The organism is Flagellimonas sediminis (assembly GCF_010500845.1).
Classification (GTDB): domain Bacteria; phylum Bacteroidota; class Bacteroidia; order Flavobacteriales; family Flavobacteriaceae; genus Flagellimonas; species Flagellimonas sediminis.
In genome coordinates, this window is record NZ_JAAAMI010000010.1 from 17248 (window position 1) to 35516 (window position 18269).

20 protein-coding genes and 1 other RNA gene are annotated in these 18269 nt (G+C 42.3%); 3 read left to right on the top strand and 18 right to left on the bottom strand.

Features of this window, described 5'->3' with window-relative positions; all coding sequences use genetic code 11:
• Nucleotides 1–65: 65 nt before the first annotated feature.
• The 17 genes from GTK07_RS19490 to GTK07_RS16210 all read right to left on the bottom strand — a co-directional run bounded on the left by GTK07_RS19490 (nt 66) and on the right by GTK07_RS16210 (nt 15686).
• Nucleotides 66–338, bottom strand: a complete 273-nt coding sequence (locus GTK07_RS19490) for a zinc-ribbon domain-containing protein (RefSeq protein WP_072882269.1) — start codon at nt 336–338, stop codon at nt 66–68.
• A 50-nt stretch (nt 339–388) separates the two neighbouring features.
• Nucleotides 389–748 (bottom strand): SpoIIAA family protein, encoded by a 360-nt coding sequence (locus GTK07_RS16135; protein WP_072882268.1) that lies wholly within the window; start codon nt 746–748, stop codon nt 389–391.
• Between the two features lie 69 nt (nt 749–817).
• On the bottom strand, nt 818–1588 hold the full coding sequence (locus tag GTK07_RS16140) for an AlbA family DNA-binding domain-containing protein (protein ID WP_163636275.1): 771 nt from the start codon (nt 1586–1588) through the stop codon (nt 818–820).
• Nucleotides 1589–1630: 42 nt separating this feature from the next.
• Nucleotides 1631–1849, bottom strand: a complete 219-nt coding sequence (locus GTK07_RS16145) for an SHOCT domain-containing protein (RefSeq protein ID WP_036383466.1) — start codon at nt 1847–1849, stop codon at nt 1631–1633.
• A gap of 27 nt (nt 1850–1876) precedes the next feature.
• A complete protein-coding gene (locus GTK07_RS16150; RefSeq protein ID WP_094998958.1) occupies nt 1877–2248 on the bottom strand; it encodes a SpoIIAA family protein in 372 nt (123 codons plus the stop codon).
• Between the two features lie 34 nt (nt 2249–2282).
• A complete protein-coding gene (locus GTK07_RS16155; RefSeq protein ID WP_094998959.1) occupies nt 2283–2705 on the bottom strand; it encodes a Fur family transcriptional regulator in 423 nt (140 codons plus the stop codon).
• A 10-nt stretch (nt 2706–2715) separates the two neighbouring features.
• Nucleotides 2716–3054 carry a P-II family nitrogen regulator gene (locus GTK07_RS16160; RefSeq protein ID WP_094998960.1) on the bottom strand — a complete coding sequence of 113 codons (339 nt, stop codon included), beginning with the start codon at nt 3052–3054 and terminating at the stop codon, nt 2716–2718.
• A 114-nt stretch (nt 3055–3168) separates the two neighbouring features.
• Nucleotides 3169–4419 (bottom strand): efflux RND transporter periplasmic adaptor subunit, encoded by a 1251-nt coding sequence (locus GTK07_RS16165; RefSeq protein WP_163636276.1) that lies wholly within the window; start codon nt 4417–4419, stop codon nt 3169–3171.
• Nucleotides 4420–4437: 18 nt separating this feature from the next.
• Nucleotides 4438–8838, bottom strand: a complete 4401-nt coding sequence (locus GTK07_RS16170; protein WP_163636277.1) for a CusA/CzcA family heavy metal efflux RND transporter — start codon at nt 8836–8838, stop codon at nt 4438–4440.
• Nucleotides 8839–8956: 118 nt separating this feature from the next.
• Nucleotides 8957–9352 (bottom strand): hypothetical protein, encoded by a 396-nt coding sequence (locus tag GTK07_RS16175; protein ID WP_225604828.1) that lies wholly within the window; start codon nt 9350–9352, stop codon nt 8957–8959.
• Between the two features lie 327 nt (nt 9353–9679).
• Nucleotides 9680–9991 carry a hypothetical protein gene (locus tag GTK07_RS16180; protein ID WP_163636278.1) on the bottom strand — a complete coding sequence of 104 codons (312 nt, stop codon included), beginning with the start codon at nt 9989–9991 and terminating at the stop codon, nt 9680–9682.
• A gap of 514 nt (nt 9992–10505) precedes the next feature.
• Nucleotides 10506–11045 (bottom strand): 1-acyl-sn-glycerol-3-phosphate acyltransferase, encoded by a 540-nt coding sequence (locus tag GTK07_RS16185; RefSeq protein WP_163636279.1) that lies wholly within the window; start codon nt 11043–11045, stop codon nt 10506–10508.
• Between the two features lie 38 nt (nt 11046–11083).
• Nucleotides 11084–12211, bottom strand: a complete 1128-nt coding sequence (locus GTK07_RS16190) for an iron-containing alcohol dehydrogenase family protein (RefSeq protein WP_163636280.1) — start codon at nt 12209–12211, stop codon at nt 11084–11086.
• Complete coding sequence (locus tag GTK07_RS16195; RefSeq protein WP_163636281.1) at nt 12211–12918, bottom strand: HAD family hydrolase; 708 nt, start codon at nt 12916–12918, stop codon at nt 12211–12213. Before GTK07_RS16195 ends, GTK07_RS16190 begins: the two co-directional genes overlap by 1 nt.
• Nucleotides 12909–13622, bottom strand: coding sequence for a 3-deoxy-manno-octulosonate cytidylyltransferase (gene kdsB / locus GTK07_RS16200; RefSeq protein ID WP_203583830.1), 714 nt, complete (start codon nt 13620–13622; stop codon nt 12909–12911). Before kdsB ends, GTK07_RS16195 begins: the two co-directional genes overlap by 10 nt.
• 37 nt (nt 13623–13659) lie before the next feature.
• Nucleotides 13660–14223: a DUF4126 domain-containing protein gene (locus tag GTK07_RS16205; protein WP_313790823.1), complete on the bottom strand. Its 564-nt coding sequence runs from the start codon at nt 14221–14223 to the stop codon at nt 13660–13662.
• Nucleotides 14224–14252: 29 nt separating this feature from the next.
• The gene (locus GTK07_RS16210) at nt 14253–15686 is read right to left on the bottom strand and encodes an ATP-dependent DNA helicase (protein WP_163636284.1); all 1434 of its coding nucleotides are present in this window, start codon (nt 15684–15686) and stop codon (nt 14253–14255) included.
• A gap of 108 nt (nt 15687–15794) precedes the next feature.
• On the opposite strand from GTK07_RS16210, the gene GTK07_RS16215 reads away from it, so the two are divergent.
• Genes GTK07_RS16215 through GTK07_RS16225 form a run of 3 tightly spaced genes read left to right on the top strand, consistent with a single transcriptional unit; the run spans nt 15795 to nt 17889 of the window.
• Nucleotides 15795–16529, top strand: coding sequence for a hypothetical protein (locus GTK07_RS16215; protein ID WP_163636285.1), 735 nt, complete (start codon nt 15795–15797; stop codon nt 16527–16529).
• Nucleotides 16510–17343, top strand: coding sequence for a DUF3822 family protein (locus GTK07_RS16220; RefSeq protein ID WP_235932903.1), 834 nt, complete (start codon nt 16510–16512; stop codon nt 17341–17343). The genes GTK07_RS16215 and GTK07_RS16220 overlap by 20 nt, the downstream gene beginning before the upstream one ends.
• Nucleotides 17344–17889: an RsmD family RNA methyltransferase gene (locus GTK07_RS16225; protein WP_163636287.1), complete on the top strand. Its 546-nt coding sequence runs from the start codon at nt 17344–17346 to the stop codon at nt 17887–17889.
• On the opposite strand, the gene rnpB is transcribed toward GTK07_RS16225, so the two are convergent.
• Nucleotides 17888–18203: RNase P RNA component class A (rnpB, locus tag GTK07_RS16230), an RNA gene on the bottom strand. The genes GTK07_RS16225 and rnpB overlap by 2 nt on opposite strands.
• Between the last annotated feature and the right edge of the window lie 66 nt (nt 18204–18269).

The following is an 18269-nucleotide window of genomic DNA, read 5'->3' on the forward strand; positions in this document are numbered from 1 at the left end:
TCATAAAAGCTGCCTGCTATTAATACAACTATTGAACTTCAATTCTTTACTGTATTGCACTATCATTATTTTCTTTCAGTGCCACAATTGGGGCAAAATTTTGCCTCGACTGGCACACTCTCGTTACAATTGCTACAGTTGGACTTGCCTAAAGGTGAACCGCACTTTTTACAAAAGGCTGCATTTTCATCATTTTTCTCACCACAGGCTGTGCAACGTATCATAACTTTTGAACCTGAATTATCTTCCCTATAATCATAACCGCGTTTATTGTGATGTCCGCGGGAATGATGGCCTCCGTTTTGAAAGCCTCGAAATAAATGTTTTAAAAATCCCATATCAATATATCTTTTAGTTTATTCTTTTATTAACCAGCCAATACCTGTCATCAGTCACTTTCAATCCATATTTTGGCTTCCTGTTTTTGGTCTGAACCAAAATATTTGATTTCGGCATTGCAAAACGGTTTCATAAATTCTGATGCCCACTTTCGCCACTTTTTTTCGCCGACCAATGCTATTTTTTCATACTCCTTTTCGTGGTCAACATCTTTAGTAAAATCTTTCCATAGCCCATCTATATGCCAGCCTTGAAAATCGTTCATCTCAAAATACCACCGAACCTTTAATCCTTTTTCAAGAATACTATGGATAAGCGGATGTATTTTTTCAAAGTCGTACTGGTTGAGTTTACCGCTAGCCTTTGTGGTAACCACATTTTCGCTCTTTATGTCTGTAATCTGTAACATCTTTTAAAATTAATATTATTATTAGTGCATTGTAAGTGCAAATATCCATTGGCTTTACACTTACTTTTTTTAATTATAAAGTGCCTTCTCTTTTCCTAAGTACAAGATGGCTTCGGGCAAATCGAGTTCGCGCGTGGCATTGCCTGTGCGTATATAAAACCGTGACCTCCCGTCCTGACTTAGATAGACCGGTATTTTGGCCGGGGCTATTTCTATGTAGCACACGTCATTTTCTCCATATCTGTAAAAAGATACATTTACTGCCATACACAAATGGGCACCCACTTTCAGAGATACCAACTGCATCAGGTATTGCTCAAAACCATCTGTGTCAGGTTTTTTCAAGGTGTCAAAATCCTGGTTTAGACCGAGGATGTTGCCGTTATCGTCTACTCCTATAAGCAAATTACCACCGTTGGTGTTCATAAAACCCGCTATGGTCTTGATAATTACAAATTCCAACTGTTTATTCACTTTGGATTGACGTAAATCCCATCGCAGACTTGATTTGAACTCCACCAAATCATTCTCGCCTTTTTTAATGAGTTCCAGCAGGGTTTGCCCATCCATCCGTTTCCTGTTCAGTTGAAAAATCTTTTTTCTGAAAAAGACCATCAAGGCAAGGCTGCTTCCCAATATTCCGAACAACAGGTTTTTAAGGACTTGGTCAACATCGGTAAAACCCCATACGGTTTCAAAAGCCTCGCCAAGATAGCTTGGCCAGTGACCGGAATCGCCCGACCGGTCAAAGAGAAAAAGGGATAGGCCCAAGGGTTGCAGTATAAAGACCCCAAAGGCAAAGCCTGCCAAAAGCCATATCCCTATTTTTCTTCTTTGCATAGATAACGGTGTTATGGTCGTTCGGTCAAAAGCAAAACACTGTTATTTTTTGTCCTTTAACAGGAACGTCTTGCGTTTCTCAAACTCCTCTTCGTCGATTTCGCCGCGGGCGTACCGCTCCCTCAGGGCTTCCATTGCCCTGTCCTTTCTGTTTTTCTGTCCCGGTGTGGGGTAGGGAATCAGGAATATCCAGAAGATGAGGATTATCCATAACCCCCACCATATCCAGTGCATTCCCCCAAAATACCAATCGTCCATCATAATTTTCTAGATTTAAAGATTCATGTTTCAGTTACTATTGCTATTGCTTGTTTGTTCGAGCCAGTTGTTGGCCATGTTTCCATCTTCAGGTCCGAAATATTTTATGTGGGCTTCACTAAACGGCAATAGCGATTCGGTAAACCGTTCTTGCCATGTTTTTTCGCCCACCAAGGCTATTTTCTTAAGCCGTGCTTCTTCGGGAAAGGAAATATCCAACCTCTCACCGCTGCTTTTCTTCACTCCTTTTTTGCGAGGCTCCATTTCCATATACCAAGCGGCCAGTTCATTGCTTTTCAAATGTTCATTCAGGGCCTTGACTAAGGTCGCCCCATCATCGGCATCCAGCTCTTGATCTGCGATGGTATATAAGATTTGGTCTTTTTTATAGATTGCTATCATCGTCGTATTCTTTTGATATTATTGTCCTTAAAGGTTACTCCAAATTGCCATTGCATTTATTGCATACTCCCGTTACGACCAGATTGATATCCTCTGCCATATATCCTTGGGGCAGGTTTACCTGCGGGATTTTACGGTCGGTCAAACAAACGGTCTCGTTGCACCTAGTGCAATGAAAATGCAGGTGCAGGTCGTTGCCCACCTCACATTCACAGTCTTCCTCACAGAGCGCATATTTCATAATGCCCGTACCATCCTCTATCTGATGTACGATGCCTTTTTCCTCAAATGTTTTCATCGTCCGGAAAAGGGTGCTCCTTTCGGATATCTCGAAAAAATTCTCTAGCTCTCCCAAACTGATGGCTACCTCGCTTTGCAGTAACTTTTTATAGGTCAACAGTCGCATCGGTGTGGGCCGTATTCCCTTGCTTTCCAGTTTTTTGACAATTTTTTCCATTTTAAAAGGATTACAGATCGTAGCGTTTAAGGGATTTTCCTGTTTTGATCTGGAAGGCATCCTCTATATCCGATAAATAGATGATACCGTCCCCTGGGTCGGGCGTTTTACCGTTTTCCGTAATAATATCGATTGCCGCTTGTGCTTCCTCATTTTGGCATACCAACTCCACTTTTACCACCGGGCTATCGGTAATATTAAAATCAAGGGAGGGTCTTGCTCCTTTTGCCTTGAACGCCCCGGTGCCCTCTGCTTGTGAGAGCGTCATACTTTTAAAACCGTTATCGCTAAGGGCTTCGATGACCCTTTGTATCCTGTTCGGTTTTACAAATGCTTTTATTTCTTTCATTTTTAAAATTTTTAAATTTTTAATCGATTTTGAACCGAGCCTGTTTTCTAATTTTTAACTAACCAATTAAGACGATAAACAAACCCGGAATCAAAACCTTTGATTTTTAGAGAATTAATGTCCGTGCTCCAATTCGCCTTTAACCATTTCCGAAGAAAGGGTATAGGCTCCATTTGTTACTATTTTGATATTTTCGGGTGTTCCTGCAGGCAGGTTAACTTCTACAAAGCCCAGATCGTTGACCCCCGTACTCACGGGGATGCGTTTATATTTCATTTTATTTTCAACAGGTTCTTCATCCTCATCCACGATGAAGATATAAGACTGTTCACCTTCCTGGACAATGGCTTCCTCGGGAACAGCAAAGCCTGATTTTTCTCCTTGCACGATTCTTCCCTCCACATACATTCCGGGCAAAAGGTCTTTGTCCTTATTTTCAATATCTGCCAATACCTCTATGGCCTTGGGATCGCTCTCAAAAGTCTGGCCTATGGAACGCACGGTGGCCTTTAACAATTCATTAGGTTTTGAGGCTGTTGAAAAATATATCTGTTGCCCTTCCTTGACCTGCTTGATGTCCTTTTCATATACTTTGAAATTGACATAGATTTTTGAATTATCGCTTATCGAGAACATTTTGGATTGTGGGGCCACGTAATCCCCCAGGCTTACCATTACTTCGCCCACATAGCCACTAATGGGCGTGATAATGGGGATAGCAGAATAGATCTCCCCTTCGGCCACTTTGGAAGGGTCCAGTCCCAACAAGCGCAATTTGGATTTTAGGCCGTTTACACTGGAAGTGGTGGAACGGAATTTGGATTGCGCCATTTGGAATTCCTTGCCAGAGGAAACCCCTTTGTCGTAAAGAGTCTGCTTTCGCTCGAAATCCTGTTTAAGGAAAACAAGTTCATCGTTTTTTTCCTGGTACTCCTGTTGCATGGCGATGATATCCGGGTGTTCTATATAGGCCAACACCTGGCCTTTTCTTACGTTATCTCCAGGTACTACTTTTATGGAACTCACATTTCCACCGATAAAGGGACTAATGTTCGCCCTGTCCTGTGGGAAGAGTTCGAGTGTTCCTGTTACCTTAATATTGTTCCCCAAATTCCGCTCCTCCAAAGGTTTTGTTTCCAGACCGATGGTTTCGGCCTGTTGTTTTGTAAGTTCAACAACTCCCTCTTCCTCGTGGCCACCTTCTTCTTCGTCGTGACCCTCTTCGCCGTGCGCATCTTCTCCAGGTGCTTCGGTTTTTGATACGCCTTCCGTTTCGTTATGCCCAAGCTCGGATTTTGGGGCATCGTTACAGCTCAGAAACGTAAGTGTAAACAATACGGTACTAACTAATAGTATATTCTTCATTTTTCTTTCTTTTTAAGATTATAGATTGCCCAATTGATATTGCAGCTCAATGGCCTGTTGGTTATACTGGTTGATGAAATCCAAATGGTTTATTTTGATGTTGATGGCACTGTTTAAAATCGTGATATAGCTAATGTAATCTATCTCACCTTCCTTGTTTGCCAGTTCGGCAGTGGTCAATTGTTCCTCTGCCAGTGGCAGTGCCGCTTCTTCATAGTACCTCAACGACTTCAACGTTTTGTCCTGGGCTTTGTACAGTTGGGAGACCAGGCTCTCGGTGGTAGCCTTTTGTGTCAAATACTGGTTTTCGGCCACCATGGCATCTGCCTTGGCCGCCCTTACCCTGTTTTTTTGCGGAAGGAACCACAAAGGGATGCTGATGCCCGCCTGATAGGCATTGAACCCTGTAAAATCATTATACTTGAGATTGTCATAACTCAGGCTGAACTTTGGCAGGAACTGGGATTTTTCGACCTTTACGTTCGCTTTGCCCACTGCTGCGTTCTGAAGGTCGAACTGCAGCAACGGGTTATTGCTTATATCCAAAGTGTCCACAACCGATATTGGGTTTATGATCCCATAAGGCCCATCCATCGTATCAATGGAACCATCGATTCCCAGATATTGCTTCAATGCCCTTTTGGCAATCTCGATATCATCATAGGACTGTTGCTTTAACACCTGTATTTGTTGGTACTCCGAGGTAGCCGAAATATAGGCGAGTTTTCCGGTCTCACCGCTATCGTACCTTAATTTGGCTGCGCTTTCAAAATCGGCATAAATGCTGTCCAGCCGCTCGGCAAGCTTCAAGCGGGCCTTATTGTAGGCAATCTCATAATAGGCCTGCATCACATCCCGAACCAGTTGTTGCTCACTAAGGTCATAGAATTTCTCGCCCAGCTTGGTGCGTTCCTTATAGAACCTGGATTTTGAAAACCCGGAGAGCAGGTCAATGTTGCCCTGTTGCACCCCGAAGGTACGCAGTCTTCCCTGATTCAGGCCTTGGTCTTCCCTGCCGGCATATAGAAACGTGCTGCCAAGGTCAAAACTGGTGCCCTTCAAGGCCTTTTCCCTGTCTATGAACGCTTGCCCTTCCTTAAGGGTGGGATAATTTTCCCTTGCCATTACTATAGCTTCATCTAAAGTTAAGGTTTGAGCTATGGGATTATTTTGGGCCGATACGTTACCAGATGATAAAAATCCTCCAACCAACAATAAAACTGTAATGATGGCTTGGTTTTTTTTGATATAACCCGTATCGTCACCATTATTTCTACGCTCCTTACGGGATTCCAACCAACTATAAAGTACCGGGACTACCACCAATGTTAAAAAGGTTGCCGTAATCAAGCCACCAATAACAACGGTTGCCAATGGTCGCTGCACTTCTGCACCACCGGAAGTAGAAATCGCCATTGGGATAAAGCCCATAATGGCCGCCGTTGCCGTAAGCAATATAGGGCGTAAGCGCTCGTGGGTTGCCTCGTAGATCCTGTCTTTTAAATTTGTCATACCACTTTCTTTTAAATCATTGAATTTGTTTATCAGTACCAGTCCGTTCAATACTGCCACACCAAAAAGCACGATAAATCCGACTCCTGCGGAAATACTGAATGGCATTCCCCGTATCCAAAGGGCAAACACGCCACCAATGGCTGCCAGGGGTACTGCCATATAAATCATTACCGACTGTGAGAACGAGCTCAAAGCAAAGTAGAGCAATATGAAAATTAGGAACAGTGCAATAGGCACTACGATCATTAATCGGTCGGTCGCCCTTTGAAGGTTCTCAAAAGAACCGCCATAGGTTATATAATAGCCCGGGGGCAGTTTCAACTGGGCATCGAGCTTTTGCTGAACCTCCTCGACCATGGACTTGACATCCCTGCCCCGAACGTTTACCCCCACATAGATTCGCCGGTAGGTATTGTCCCTGGAAATCTGCATGGGCCCAGGTTTATAGCTGATATCCGCCAATTCCTTTAGGGGCACTTGGTTACCACTGGGCAGGTCTATGTACAGGTTTTTAAGGTTGTTGATATCCTTTCGATAGGCCTCGGCCAGACGGATGACCACGTCAAAGCGCTTTTCGCCCTCGAATATGACACTTGCCGATTCCCCTGCGAAGGCGGCGCTCACATAATCGTTGAGCTTGTCAATGGTAACCCCGTATTGCGCCATCTTTGCCCGGTTATAGACAACGGTCATCTGTGGCAGGCCACTGGTCGCTTCCGCCCGTACATCACCAGCGCCATCTACGGTTTGTATGATTGCCGCCATTTCCTGTGCCTTTTCGGCCAGAACATCCAGGTCCTCACCATAGATCTTGATGGCAACATCTTCCCGCACACCCGTCAACAGTTCATTGAAACGGAGCTCTACGGGTTGGGTAAACACAAAGTTAACGCCGGGGATAACCGAAATCTTTTCCTTTATTTTTTCTATGAGTTCTTCCTTGCTCCCCGCACTGGTCCATTTGCTCTTATCCTTTTCAAGGATGATGTAACTATCGGCAATGTCCATGGGCATGGGGTCGGTGGGGATTTCGGCCACCCCGATCCTCGAGATCATGGTCTTCACTTCGGGAAATTCATTTACCAGATTTTGTAGTTTTTTTGAAGCTTCAATAGATTCGGCAAGGCTACTGCCCGGTTTTATCAGGGCCTGCATGGCAATATCGCCTTCATCCAGCTTTGGGATAAATTCACCACCCATAGTGCTGAATATAAATCCTGCGATTGCCAGTAAAGCAACTGCCCCTAAAACAATACCAGCCTTAAAACGCAATGCAAACGACAGCAATGGCTTATACACTTTGTTTAACCCTGCCATGATTTTATCACTGAACCTATCAATCTTGTTTTCAAATTTGGCGAACCAATGGTCTGGGTTTTTTGCAGGTTTCAGGAACAAGGCCGAAACCATAGGTACGTAGGTAAGGCAGAGGATAATCGCCCCAAGTACGGCAAAACCAAAGGTAAATGCCATGGGACGGAACATTTTTCCTTCAACTCCGGTAAGGAAAAGGATTGGTGTAAATACGATAAGAATGATAAGCTGACCGAAAAAGGCAGAGTTCATCATCGTACTTCCCGATTCATAGGCCATCTCGTCCATTTCTGCCTGGTCTATGGGTGTATTGGATTTTTTCATCCGTTGATGGATATGCAATACCATACCTTCCACGATAATGACCGCACCATCCACGATGATACCAAAATCGATGGCACCAAGGGACATTAAATTTGCCCATACGCCGAACTGTTTCATCAGGATAAATGCGAAGAGTAATGATAACGGGATTACCGAAGCGGTAATCAATCCGCCACGTAAACTCCCCAAGAGCAGTACAAGCACAAAGATCACAATCAATGAACCTTCAATCAAGTTCTTCTCTACCGTACTTGTGGTCCTGGCTATAAGTTCGGCACGGCTTAAGAACGGTTCAATATAAACGCCCTCGGGAAGCGATTTTTGTATCTCGTCAATTCGTTTTTCTACATTATTGATCACATTACTTGGGCTTTCTCCCTTTAACATCAAAATCTGACCTCCCACGGATTCGTGGCCATCTTGGGTAAACGCCCCATAACGTACCTGATTCCCATAGCCCACTTTCTCAGCGATATCACGTACCAGAACAGGTGTTCCATTTTGGGTGGTAACCACCGTATTTTCCAAATCTTCAAGGCTACGGGCCAAACCTTCGCCACGGATAAAGTTGGCCTGATGGTTTTTTTCAATATAGGCACCGCCTGTATTGGCATTGTTCACCTTAAGGGCTTCAAAAACCTGCCCCATGGTAATGCCAAAACTTTTTAGTTTGTCAGGGTTTATGGCCACTTCGTACTGCTTCACATAGCCCCCAAAAGCATTGACCTCGACCACACCGGGCACTAATGCCATTTGGCGTTTAACAATCCAATCCTGAATGGTACGAAGTTCCATTGCATCGTATTTATCTTCGTATCCTTCTTTTACCTTTAAGGTGTATTGGAATATTTCGCCCAGACCCGTAGTAATGGGTGCCATAAAAGGCGTACCAAAACCTTCGGGAATTTCCCCGGCGACTTCGGTCAATTTTTCTTGCACCAATTGCCGGGGAAGATAGGTGCCTGCTTCGTCCTTAAAAACAATGGTAACCACGGACAGCCCAAAACGAGATACCGAACGCAGCTCGATAACGTCAGGAAGGTTGGCCATTGCCAATTCTACAGGATAGGTAACAAATTGTTCAATATCCTCAGTACCTAAATTTGGGGCTACTGTAATAACCTGTACTTGGTTGTTGGTAATATCGGGGACAGAACCCAGATTTATAGTGGCCATAGACCAAATGCCCGTACCTACCAGTGCCACTATGAAGAGCCCAATAATAAACTTGTTATTAATGGAAAATGAAATGATTTTGTTAATCATAGTAAAAGTATTAATTCAGTTTAAACATCGCAATGCAATGAGATACAATGCGTTTATAATGTGATGCTTATTTTGAAAAGCATCACGTAAGGATATAGCTATCCTTAAAAAAACTGAATTATACTTTAGGTGGTTGGAAAAGCGATTCCAAATATCTGGAAGTGAAGTTTACTTTATATAAGTTAAACTGTTCTTTCCCTTCAAACTTTAATAGATTAATTAAAGCCGAATTGTTGTTCGCAATAATTAATACTAAAGGGTGGCAACATTGCTGATGGGAATGGATTGGTGTTTTCTGCTTACCAGAGTCATTATGGTGCCTTTCAGCTTTTGCTACGTTACCAAAGTAATCTTCAACTACATATTCAAGGAAAGAGTCACCATAAACTTTATGGTCTTGGTAATGGATTAGGATGCTTGAAATTTCTTTAATGGGTCCACAAAAGTCCATATCAATACTAATTCCCTGAAAAAAGAATAATAGCGACATTGATATGGAAAAAAGTGTTTTCATAAATTTCAACAAAGGTAAGAATTAATCGATGCACAGGTTGTGCAAAAACTTGAAAGCAGGGATAAAAGGTTTCATGAAGCACTAAAAACTAGTTATTCTGCAGATCCATGAATCTTTTGAGGGCGAAATAGGCTTTCCATAGGATAGGTCATATATATATATATATATATTATATCGTAAGATATCAGACATAAAATTGAGTGCCAAGAAATATATTTATAATATGATTGCCAAAAATTTCAAATTGCAAATATAACAATGATTACGTGCGACTGGGTTACAAAAGAACTTCAAAAATAGGGTAAGGTTTCAAATAGTCACTAAAATTCATAAACTGAAAAGGCTGAACAATAAGACAATAAGATTTCTAATAATATTAAAATTCTCCGTGCTTCCATCTCTCACTTTATCCATCAATGGACTACAAATCGTGTGCCTTACAAAAGTTATTACAGATTTGTTTATTTTCCCTTTGTTCTTTTTTGATGTTATTTTAAACAGAACTAGGTTTAATTCAATTCCCGCCTCGCCTTCTGATGCCCCTTCAAGGGTTATTGTTCCACTTGTAAAAGGAGGTAGACAGTCGTCCAAGTCCTTTTCGCTTGGGTAAACCGCCCTACGGATATCCTCTACAAGCAAACGTAATGGTTCGCTATTTTTCCTGAGTTCGCGAAGTCTTTCTTCTTCTGTAAACCGTCCATATTGAGCTGAAATTGGTACTGAAAAAAAGCAAAAAATGAGAAATAAGAGTGGAACGTGGCTTTCATATTCGGTAATTTTTAAATATTCAAAAAATTAGGGAAGCCAATTTTAGGGTAAGAAATACACACACCTCATTTTGAGTGGCTTTTAAAATGGGGGAGTTTTCCAATTTAGAAAATTTATTTGAGACCCCATTACAGGAAATCCACATAAAAACTGTGGTTTTCCCCCTGTGTATATTTGCAAATGAATGCCCCGCATTACTTCAATCTCTTTGAAATTTTGATTATCATTGGTGAGAATAAAGTAATCACTCATTAGAATTACCTCTCGAAATCGAACTAATATCGAACTAATAAAAATATAATTAAATACAGTTAAATCAATATCAGTTATTTAATATAAAATAGACGATATACAGAACGTGTATCATTCTATGCAGGAATAGACTTTAAAAACTGTATTCAGGTATTTTCCCCTTGACATCTTTGTAGAATTCATGGATTTTTTGAAAATCATTTTCTTGGTGGTCAGAAGGGAAAAAGGGCTCTCCTATTTTAACTTCCTTCTTGCCAAAATCGAAAGCTACCATTACAATGGGCACATGGGCCTTTTTGGCAATATGATAAAACCCGGTTCTTAGTTCTTTCACTTTTTTACGGGTACCTTCTGGGGCCAAGGCAAATCTAAAGATTGGTCGTTCATTGAATATCTGTACAATGCTGTCCACCGTGTTGGAGTTTTTGGAACGATCCACCGGTGCCCCTCCCGTCCATCTAAAAAACCAACCAAACGGTGGTTTGAACAAACTTTTCTTGCCAATGTAGTTGATTTCCTGGTTCACAACCTTTCGTACCAAAAGTCCCAAGAAAAAATCTAGCCAATGGGTATGGGGCACCACAATGACCACACATTTATCCATACTGGGAAAGGTACCGACCAGTTTCCATCCCAAAACCTTGAAATATATGAACTTGGCCAACTGATGCATTTGTTTGGAATTTTAATTGAAAACCGATTACCACCGGATTATATTTTCTGGAACATGGACTGAAGGCGCTCCGCAGTCATGATATTCTTCCAGTCACTGCCCAAGGCATTCTCCCATAACGCTTCCAATCCAAGGGAAACATTGATCATCACGTCAAAATCATTTTGGGTAAGTCCCGTACAGATGCCTTTTGGCAGATGGATATTGTGTTTTTTGAGCATTTTTTTGAAAAGGGCCACCCCTTCCGGGTAGAAATCCTCCAAATGCTGAAAAACCAAACAGTTCCCGATACCATGTCTAACTCCCAAAAGATAGGAAAGTCCATAACTCATGGCATGGGCAATACCTACTTGGGAATACGCAATGCTCATGCCCCCATGCCATGAGGCCATCATCAATTTATCCCTGGATTCTTCCTCAGGAATATCTTCCAGAAAGACTTCCAAGCAAAGTTCCAAGGCCTTTTCGCCATAGCTTTGACTAAAAGCGTTCAAATAGGTTCCGGTGAGGGATTCCACACAATGAATAAAACAGTCCATTCCTGTATAAAACCACTGTTCTTTTGGGACTGTCCTTGTAAAATCAGGGTCTAGGATTACCTGGTCATAGGTTGTATAATCCGAGTTGATGCCCAATTTTTTATCGGGACCCAACAACACTGTGGTTCGAGAGACTTCCGCTCCTGTTCCGCTAATGGTTGGCACACCTACATGGTACAAGGCCGGTTTGTTTACCAAGTCCCACCCTTGGTATTCTTCGGCCAATCCCTTATTGTTCAGAAGGATGGCAACTGCCTTGGCCAAATCCAACAGGGTTCCCCCTCCAATACCAATGATACCGGAAGGAAGCTCTGTATAATTTTCTTTGATTCTGGCTACCAATGCATCCACTTGGGCCGTTTTGGGCTCTTCATCCGCCGAAATAAAGATGATTTCGTCATTGAACATTAAGGGTACCCTGGAAACGAATGATTCATTCTCAAAGAAATCATCTACCAAGAATATAAAAGGTGCCTCTGAACTCTTACGCATGGGCAACAGAATATCACCCAATTGTGAAAAACATCCTGAACCGAAAATGACCCTTGGCACCATTGGAAAATTACGATACTGGGTCTTGGTACTTGGGGTTATGCTTGCTTTCTTCAAACCGTTTTCTATCTTCATTAATTATCCAAATACTTCAAAATATCCTTTAAACTGTTCAATTTCAAATGGTTGTTCACCAATTCATCCTCTTCGGAAACCATTTCATGGGCCCATGTGGTATGAAAAGGCACGTGCACGGCCTTGGCCCCAATATTCAAGATAGGCAATACATCGGATTTAAGAGAGTTCCCTATCATCAAAAATTCCTTTACATCGATCTTCAGATGCTCCAGAAGGTTGCTGTAATTACTTTCCTTTTTATCGCTCAACACCTCCACATGATGAAAATACTTGGACAGTCCAGATTTTTCCAACTTGCGCTCTTGATCTAAAAGATCTCCCTTGGTCAAGACGATCAAGCGATATTTATCCACCAATTGGGAGAGTACTTCCTCCACTCCATCCAGTAATTCCACGGGGTGGGCGATCATCCTTTTGCCCAAATCCAAAATCTTGGCTATGGTCTTTTGTGAAATCTGATTATTGGATAGGTCCAATGCCGATTCGATCATGGAAAGCATAAACCCCTTGATGCCATACCCATAGATTTCCAGATTGGCCATTTCCATTTTGAACAGTTCCTGATCCACTTTATTTTTGGTCTCGTAATCTTCCAAAAGTTCGGCAAATCGTTCTTCGGTATCCCTAAAATAGGTTTCGTTTACCCAAAGGGTATCATCGGCATCAAACCCAATTACTTTTATGTTCGAAAAATCTACTTCCATACCGTTCTTGCACGTTCCAAATCTTCCGGGGTATCTATCTCGATACCGGTGACATGAGTCTCCACCATTTTTATTTTTTTGCCATACTCCAAAAATCGTATGGCCTCTATCTTTTCCTTGGCCTCCAAGGTGAGCATGGGCAGTTTTTTAAAGTCCATTAAAGCACGCTTTCTAAAGGCATAAATTCCTTTGTGCTTATAATAGGTTGCCTGAACCTCTTTGTCCCTAGGATAGGGAATGGGTGAACGTGAAAAATACAGGGCAAAGTTTTGGTTGTCCACAATTACCTTCACCGTATTGGGATTGGAGATCTCCTCCCAATCGGTAATCGGGGTCATCAACGATGCCAGGTCTATTAACTTGTCCGCATCTTTTTTAAATACATCGATAACCTTTTCCAGACTTACTGCATCAATAAAAGGTTCGTCTCCTTGAACATTGATCACAATGTCCACATCCATATCCTCCACGGCCTCGGCAATTCGATCACTACCGCTTTCGTGTTGGTTCTTGCTCATGATCACGTTCCCATTGATCCCTTGAATGACCTTGGCAATTATGGGACTGTCCGTAACCACATACACTTCATCAAAAAGCTGGGTGTTCACGGCCGCCTCATAGGTTCTCACAATGACCGGTTTACCCGCAAGGTCCTGCATCAACTTGGCTGGAAACCTAGAAGCTTGGTATCGGGCGGGTATCATGGAAATTATCTTCACTTGAATAAGGATTGGTTGGATTTTATTTTTTGGGTCGAAGCTTTCTATAAATCGTAAAAATGAACAACAGAATGATGATGACCAAAATTGCGGCAATCGGTGGCACCAAAATGGAGGCCGTGCTCACCGCAACGGCTGCACCGGTTTCCATTGTAGAAACTAGTGGATTGGCAAGTCCGCCTGTGGTTGCTGTCGAGGTCAATCTCCCTGCTGCATTGGCCCCTTTTATGGCAGTTGCAGTTCCTCCCCCGGCTATGATCGCCAAGGACCAGGTTACCACGGGATCCAAGTCGGTGATGGTGGACACCATCACGGCCGTTCCGGCGATACCTGCCAAAGGCAAGGCCAAACTATCCAAGACATTGTCTATCCAAGGAATGAAATATGCGAATATTTCTGCCATGGTGGCCACCCCAAAGGTAATCACCGAGGCCAAACTACCCAGCCAATGCCAGTTTTCGTTCAGTTCCCAAACGCCAAAATGGGAAGCTAAACTTAGCGCGAACAAAGGTAAAAACACCCTGAACCCGGCCGAAGCTGCCAGTCCGATTCCCAGGAAAATACTTATTATGGTACTTGGTTCAATGTTCATCTTAGGTCTAATTTAGGGTATTCCTAATCAAGAAAAAAATCATCTTTAAATCCGATCAGGTATAGTTGTTTCTTAGCTCTTGTCACGGCTGTATATAGCCATCTCAAATATTCCTTGTCCACTCCGTTGGGCAAATAAGGTTGCTCTACAAAAACGGTATCCCACTGTCCCCCTTGGGATTTATGGCAGGTAATTGCGTAGGAAAATTTCACTTGAAGGGCATTGAAGTACTTGTTGTTCTTTACGCCCATGAATTTTCTATAATTTGATTTCTCATGTGTATAGTCCTTCACTACTTCTTGGTACAATCGGTTACCATCTTCATAGGAAAGCGAAGGCGATTCCGCGTTGATGGTGTCCAGTAGTAAAACGGTCTCGAACGGTTTTTGGGAAGGATAATCCACCATTTTTACCTTCACTTCCGCAAAAGTAAACCCGTACAGTTCCTTGATGGCGAAAAGCTCCAAAACTTCAATAATATCACCGTTTGCTATAAAGCCTGCCTCGGAGGTGGCCTTTAACCAAAAGTAATTGTTCTTTACCACCATCATATAATCGCCTACCGAAATCTGGTTGTCCAGAAAAAGAATGCGCTCCCTGATATTCTGATTATAGAGATTGGCCCTTTTATTGGAACGAACAATGATAGCTGTCTCCTCTTTTCCATTTTCACTATAGGATGAATCGATGGCTTCCTGGATCTCGGCACCATCGATCAAACGAACAATATCCTTATAGTGGTCCAGTTCAAATTGGAAACCTTCATAAAACTGGGACTGCAACTGCTCCCGTAAGTTGGTTGCATTATATAGGATGCCTGAATCCTCGGTTTGCCGCATCACTTCGTCCAGTTCCAAACACGATACTTGCTTGTCATAATTAAGGGATAACCGATCCTCGTCCAAGGCTGGGCTAAGCTCCAATTTTACCGGGGGCAACTGGGCCGTATCGCCAATCAATACCAATTTACAGTTATGTCCTGAATGAACGTAGAACATCAGGTCGTCCAATAATGACCCATTTTCAAAGAGTTTGGAATCCGCTGGGGTATCAGGTATCATGGAAGCTTCATCCACAATAAAGACGGTATTGCGGTGCTTATTAGGGGCCAATACAAATAGGATATTTCCCCCCGACTGTTTTTTTGGAAAATAGATCTTCTTGTGAATGGTGAAAGCTTTGTTACCGGAATAGACCGACATTACTTTTGCTGCACGTCCTGTTGGTGCCATCAGTACGGCACTCATATTTACCTTCCACAAACTGCTCACCAATGTGGCAACCAAGGTCGTTTTACCCGTTCCTGCAAAACCTTTCAACAGAAACACTTCCTCCTTTTTACCATCAAGTACAAAACTGGCCAATTTTTCCAGTGCCAATCCTTGCTTATCCGTAGGTGTGTGAGGGAATTTTTCCTTTAAAATTTTTAAAAATACAGGTGTGGTAAAATCGTTCATGGGCATCTAAAGATAGCATGGTTTTTTAAAGCAAAAAGTTTCGTGATTAAAAAAAAATTGTAGATTTGTCAGTAACCACTAAATTAACTTTGAAAGACAGTATCAGATATGTTAAACTTAATTCTTATTGTTGTATTAATATGCCTTGTGACCTTTGGGCTTGTATTCGTGATTGACAGGTTTTTACCTCAAAAAGTAAAGCCCTTTTTGGTAATTGCCTTCGGACTTTTGAGCATTTTCCTAGGTTATAAAATATATCAGTCCATCAATGCCCCCATCGAATTCAATAAGGTAAGAAAAGAAAGATTTTCCCATGTAATTGCAAAATTAAAGGATATCCGTGACGCTGAAGAGGCCTATAAAACCGTAAACGGAAAATATGCCGGAAATTTTGAGAGCTTAATCAAATTCATTGACACAGGAAGCTATACGATTACAACCCAAAGAGACTCTTCTTTCATGAAGTTCGATAAGGCCTACGGAATTGAACTTCAACAAGATACGATAATTATTGACACATTGGGAATGGTAAAGATCAAAGATTCACTTTTTAAAGGTAGTGATCGTTACAAAACAATGATGGATGTGCCTTATGCCCAAAATGCGGAAAAATTCGAACTCAAGGCTGATATTATTGACAAAAGCGGTTATAAAGCACCTGTCTTTGAAGCTAAAGTAAAGAAAGATGTAGTTCTTTACGACCAGCCAAAAGATTTGGTAGATAGGGAAAAAGCCCACCAGAGTGTTGAGGAAGTAAATGGCGATGAAATTAAAGTTGGTTCCTTGACCGATGTGAGCACCAATGGTAACTGGCCTCCAATCTATGACAGAAAAGACAACTGATATAGCGCAGCCAATAGAACATAACGCATTTAGAAAACTGTCCATTCAGGTTAGCTTGAATGGACTTTCTTTTTGTGTTCTGGATACCATTACCAATAAGATACTGGCCTTTGAGAAAGTTACTTTCACAGTACCTTCTACCCCATATCTAATGCTCAAGGAACTTAAGGCAAAATTGAACCAACAGGGCAATATTGGCCGTAACTTCTCTGAAGTGGTCGTCATACATAAGAACAACATGTTCGGATTGGTGCCCAAACCTCTTTTCAACAAGGAGGAGCTACCCAATTACCTGAAATTCAACGCCAAGATCATGGCCAACGACCTTGTTGCCTATGATGAGCTTCCCAACCAGGACATCGTGAATGTGTACATCCCTTATACCAACATTAATAATTATATTTTCGAGCTTTTTGGGGAGTTTGAGTTCAAACACAGCGGAACCGTCCTCATATCCACACTAATGTCCCAGAGCCGCACCATTCCTGAACCCACCTGCTACGTACAGGTATCGGGGAAAGAAATGGAAATGATGGTGGCCTCCGATAAAAGATTGCTCTTTTATAATCAATTTGAATACAAGACCAAGGAAGATTTTTTATACTTCTTGCTGTTTAGCTTGGAACAATTGCAAATAGATCTTGAAAAAGTACAACTAAAACTTTTTGGTTCCATTGAAGAGGGCGACCCCATTTTTGAGCTTTGCCACCAATACATCAAAAACGTTTCCGTCTTTGTTCCCGCCAATACTGCCTTTCCTTTGGAAGAATTGGAAAACGAGAGCATTGATTTTTCCATTTTAAGTTCCCTGTAAATGCGAATCATCTCTGGAAGATATAAGGGAAAACGATTGATTGCCCCGAAAAAATTGCCTGTACGCCCCACTACCGACATGGCCAAGGAAGGGCTCTTCAACATTTTGAACAATCGTTTTTATTTTGATGGGCTAAAGATTCTCGACCTTTTTGCCGGAACAGGAAACATTAGTTTTGAATTCGCCTCAAGGGGCGTTGAGGACATCACGGCCGTGGACAGTTTTCCGGGATGCACCCAATACATTGCCAAAACTTCAATGGAACTCGATTTTTCCATAAGTACTGTAAAAGCCGATGTTTTTAAATACTTGGAACGGACCCAAGAAAAGTTCAACATCATCTTTGCAGACCCACCCTATAGTTTTGACCAAAGCCAATTCCTGAAAATTGCCGATTTGGTTTTTGAACACAGACTACTTGAGGAAGACGGTCTGCTTGTTATTGAACATTCAGACCAAACGGATCTATCCAATCACCCCAGCTTTTCCGAGCAAAGAAAATATGGGGGAAGCATCTTTAGTTTCTTTCAACAGAAAGAAGAATAAAAAAAGCAGGCCATAAGCCGGATTCTGTATACCCTTACCATTTATCTAGGCCAATGGTTACCCAAAGGCTCCAACCGCCTACCCTCCAGCTCGGGCGTGCTACCCTCTTCCGATAGCTATCGGAACACTGGTTTACATGGCGTTTCACCGCATAGAGTTTACCTGATTTCACTACAGCCGAACTGTACTTGCTTTCTGTTGCACTGGTCCTCGCCTTTCGGCGGACGGGCGTTACCCGCTATGCCGCACTACGGTGTCCGGACTTTCCTCTCCAATCTTGTTGCCAAAATTGCAGCGATAAGGTGGCCTGCTTGGCTGCAAAGGTAATCCAATTGTTAATAAAAAAAGGCTATCCATGTTACAGAGAGGTAGCTTTGACG

Bases quoted from the DNA above. Each gene is read 5' to 3' on its own strand.
- GTK07_RS19490 (WP_072882269.1), bottom strand. From the start codon at position 338: ATGGGATTTTTAAAACATTTATTTCGAGGCTTTCAAAACGGAGGCCAT.
- GTK07_RS16135 (WP_072882268.1), bottom strand. From the start codon at position 748: ATGTTACAGATTACAGACATAAAGAGCGAAAATGTGGTTACCACAAAG.
- GTK07_RS16140 (WP_163636275.1), bottom strand. From the start codon at position 1,588: ATGCAAAGAAGAAAAATAGGGATATGGCTTTTGGCAGGCTTTGCCTTT.
- GTK07_RS16145 (WP_036383466.1), bottom strand. From the start codon at position 1,849: ATGATGGACGATTGGTATTTTGGGGGAATGCACTGGATATGGTGGGGG.
- GTK07_RS16150 (WP_094998958.1), bottom strand. From the start codon at position 2,248: ATGATAGCAATCTATAAAAAAGACCAAATCTTATATACCATCGCAGAT.
- GTK07_RS16155 (WP_094998959.1), bottom strand. From the start codon at position 2,705: ATGGAAAAAATTGTCAAAAAACTGGAAAGCAAGGGAATACGGCCCACA.
- GTK07_RS16160 (WP_094998960.1), bottom strand. From the start codon at position 3,054: ATGAAAGAAATAAAAGCATTTGTAAAACCGAACAGGATACAAAGGGTC.
- GTK07_RS16165 (WP_163636276.1), bottom strand. From the start codon at position 4,419: ATGAAGAATATACTATTAGTTAGTACCGTATTGTTTACACTTACGTTT.
- GTK07_RS16170 (WP_163636277.1), bottom strand. From the start codon at position 8,838: ATGATTAACAAAATCATTTCATTTTCCATTAATAACAAGTTTATTATT.
- GTK07_RS16175 (WP_225604828.1), bottom strand. From the start codon at position 9,352: ATGAAAACACTTTTTTCCATATCAATGTCGCTATTATTCTTTTTTCAG.
- GTK07_RS16185 (WP_163636279.1), bottom strand. From the start codon at position 11,045: ATGCATCAGTTGGCCAAGTTCATATATTTCAAGGTTTTGGGATGGAAA.
- GTK07_RS16190 (WP_163636280.1), bottom strand. From the start codon at position 12,211: ATGAAGATAGAAAACGGTTTGAAGAAAGCAAGCATAACCCCAAGTACC.
- GTK07_RS16195 (WP_163636281.1), bottom strand. From the start codon at position 12,918: ATGGAAGTAGATTTTTCGAACATAAAAGTAATTGGGTTTGATGCCGAT.
- kdsB (WP_203583830.1), bottom strand. From the start codon at position 13,622: ATGATACCCGCCCGATACCAAGCTTCTAGGTTTCCAGCCAAGTTGATG.
- GTK07_RS16210 (WP_163636284.1), bottom strand. From the start codon at position 15,686: ATGAACGATTTTACCACACCTGTATTTTTAAAAATTTTAAAGGAAAAA.
- GTK07_RS16215 (WP_163636285.1), top strand. From the start codon at position 15,795: ATGTTAAACTTAATTCTTATTGTTGTATTAATATGCCTTGTGACCTTT.
- GTK07_RS16220 (WP_235932903.1), top strand. From the start codon at position 16,510: ATGACAGAAAAGACAACTGATATAGCGCAGCCAATAGAACATAACGCA.
- GTK07_RS16225 (WP_163636287.1), top strand. From the start codon at position 17,344: ATGCGAATCATCTCTGGAAGATATAAGGGAAAACGATTGATTGCCCCG.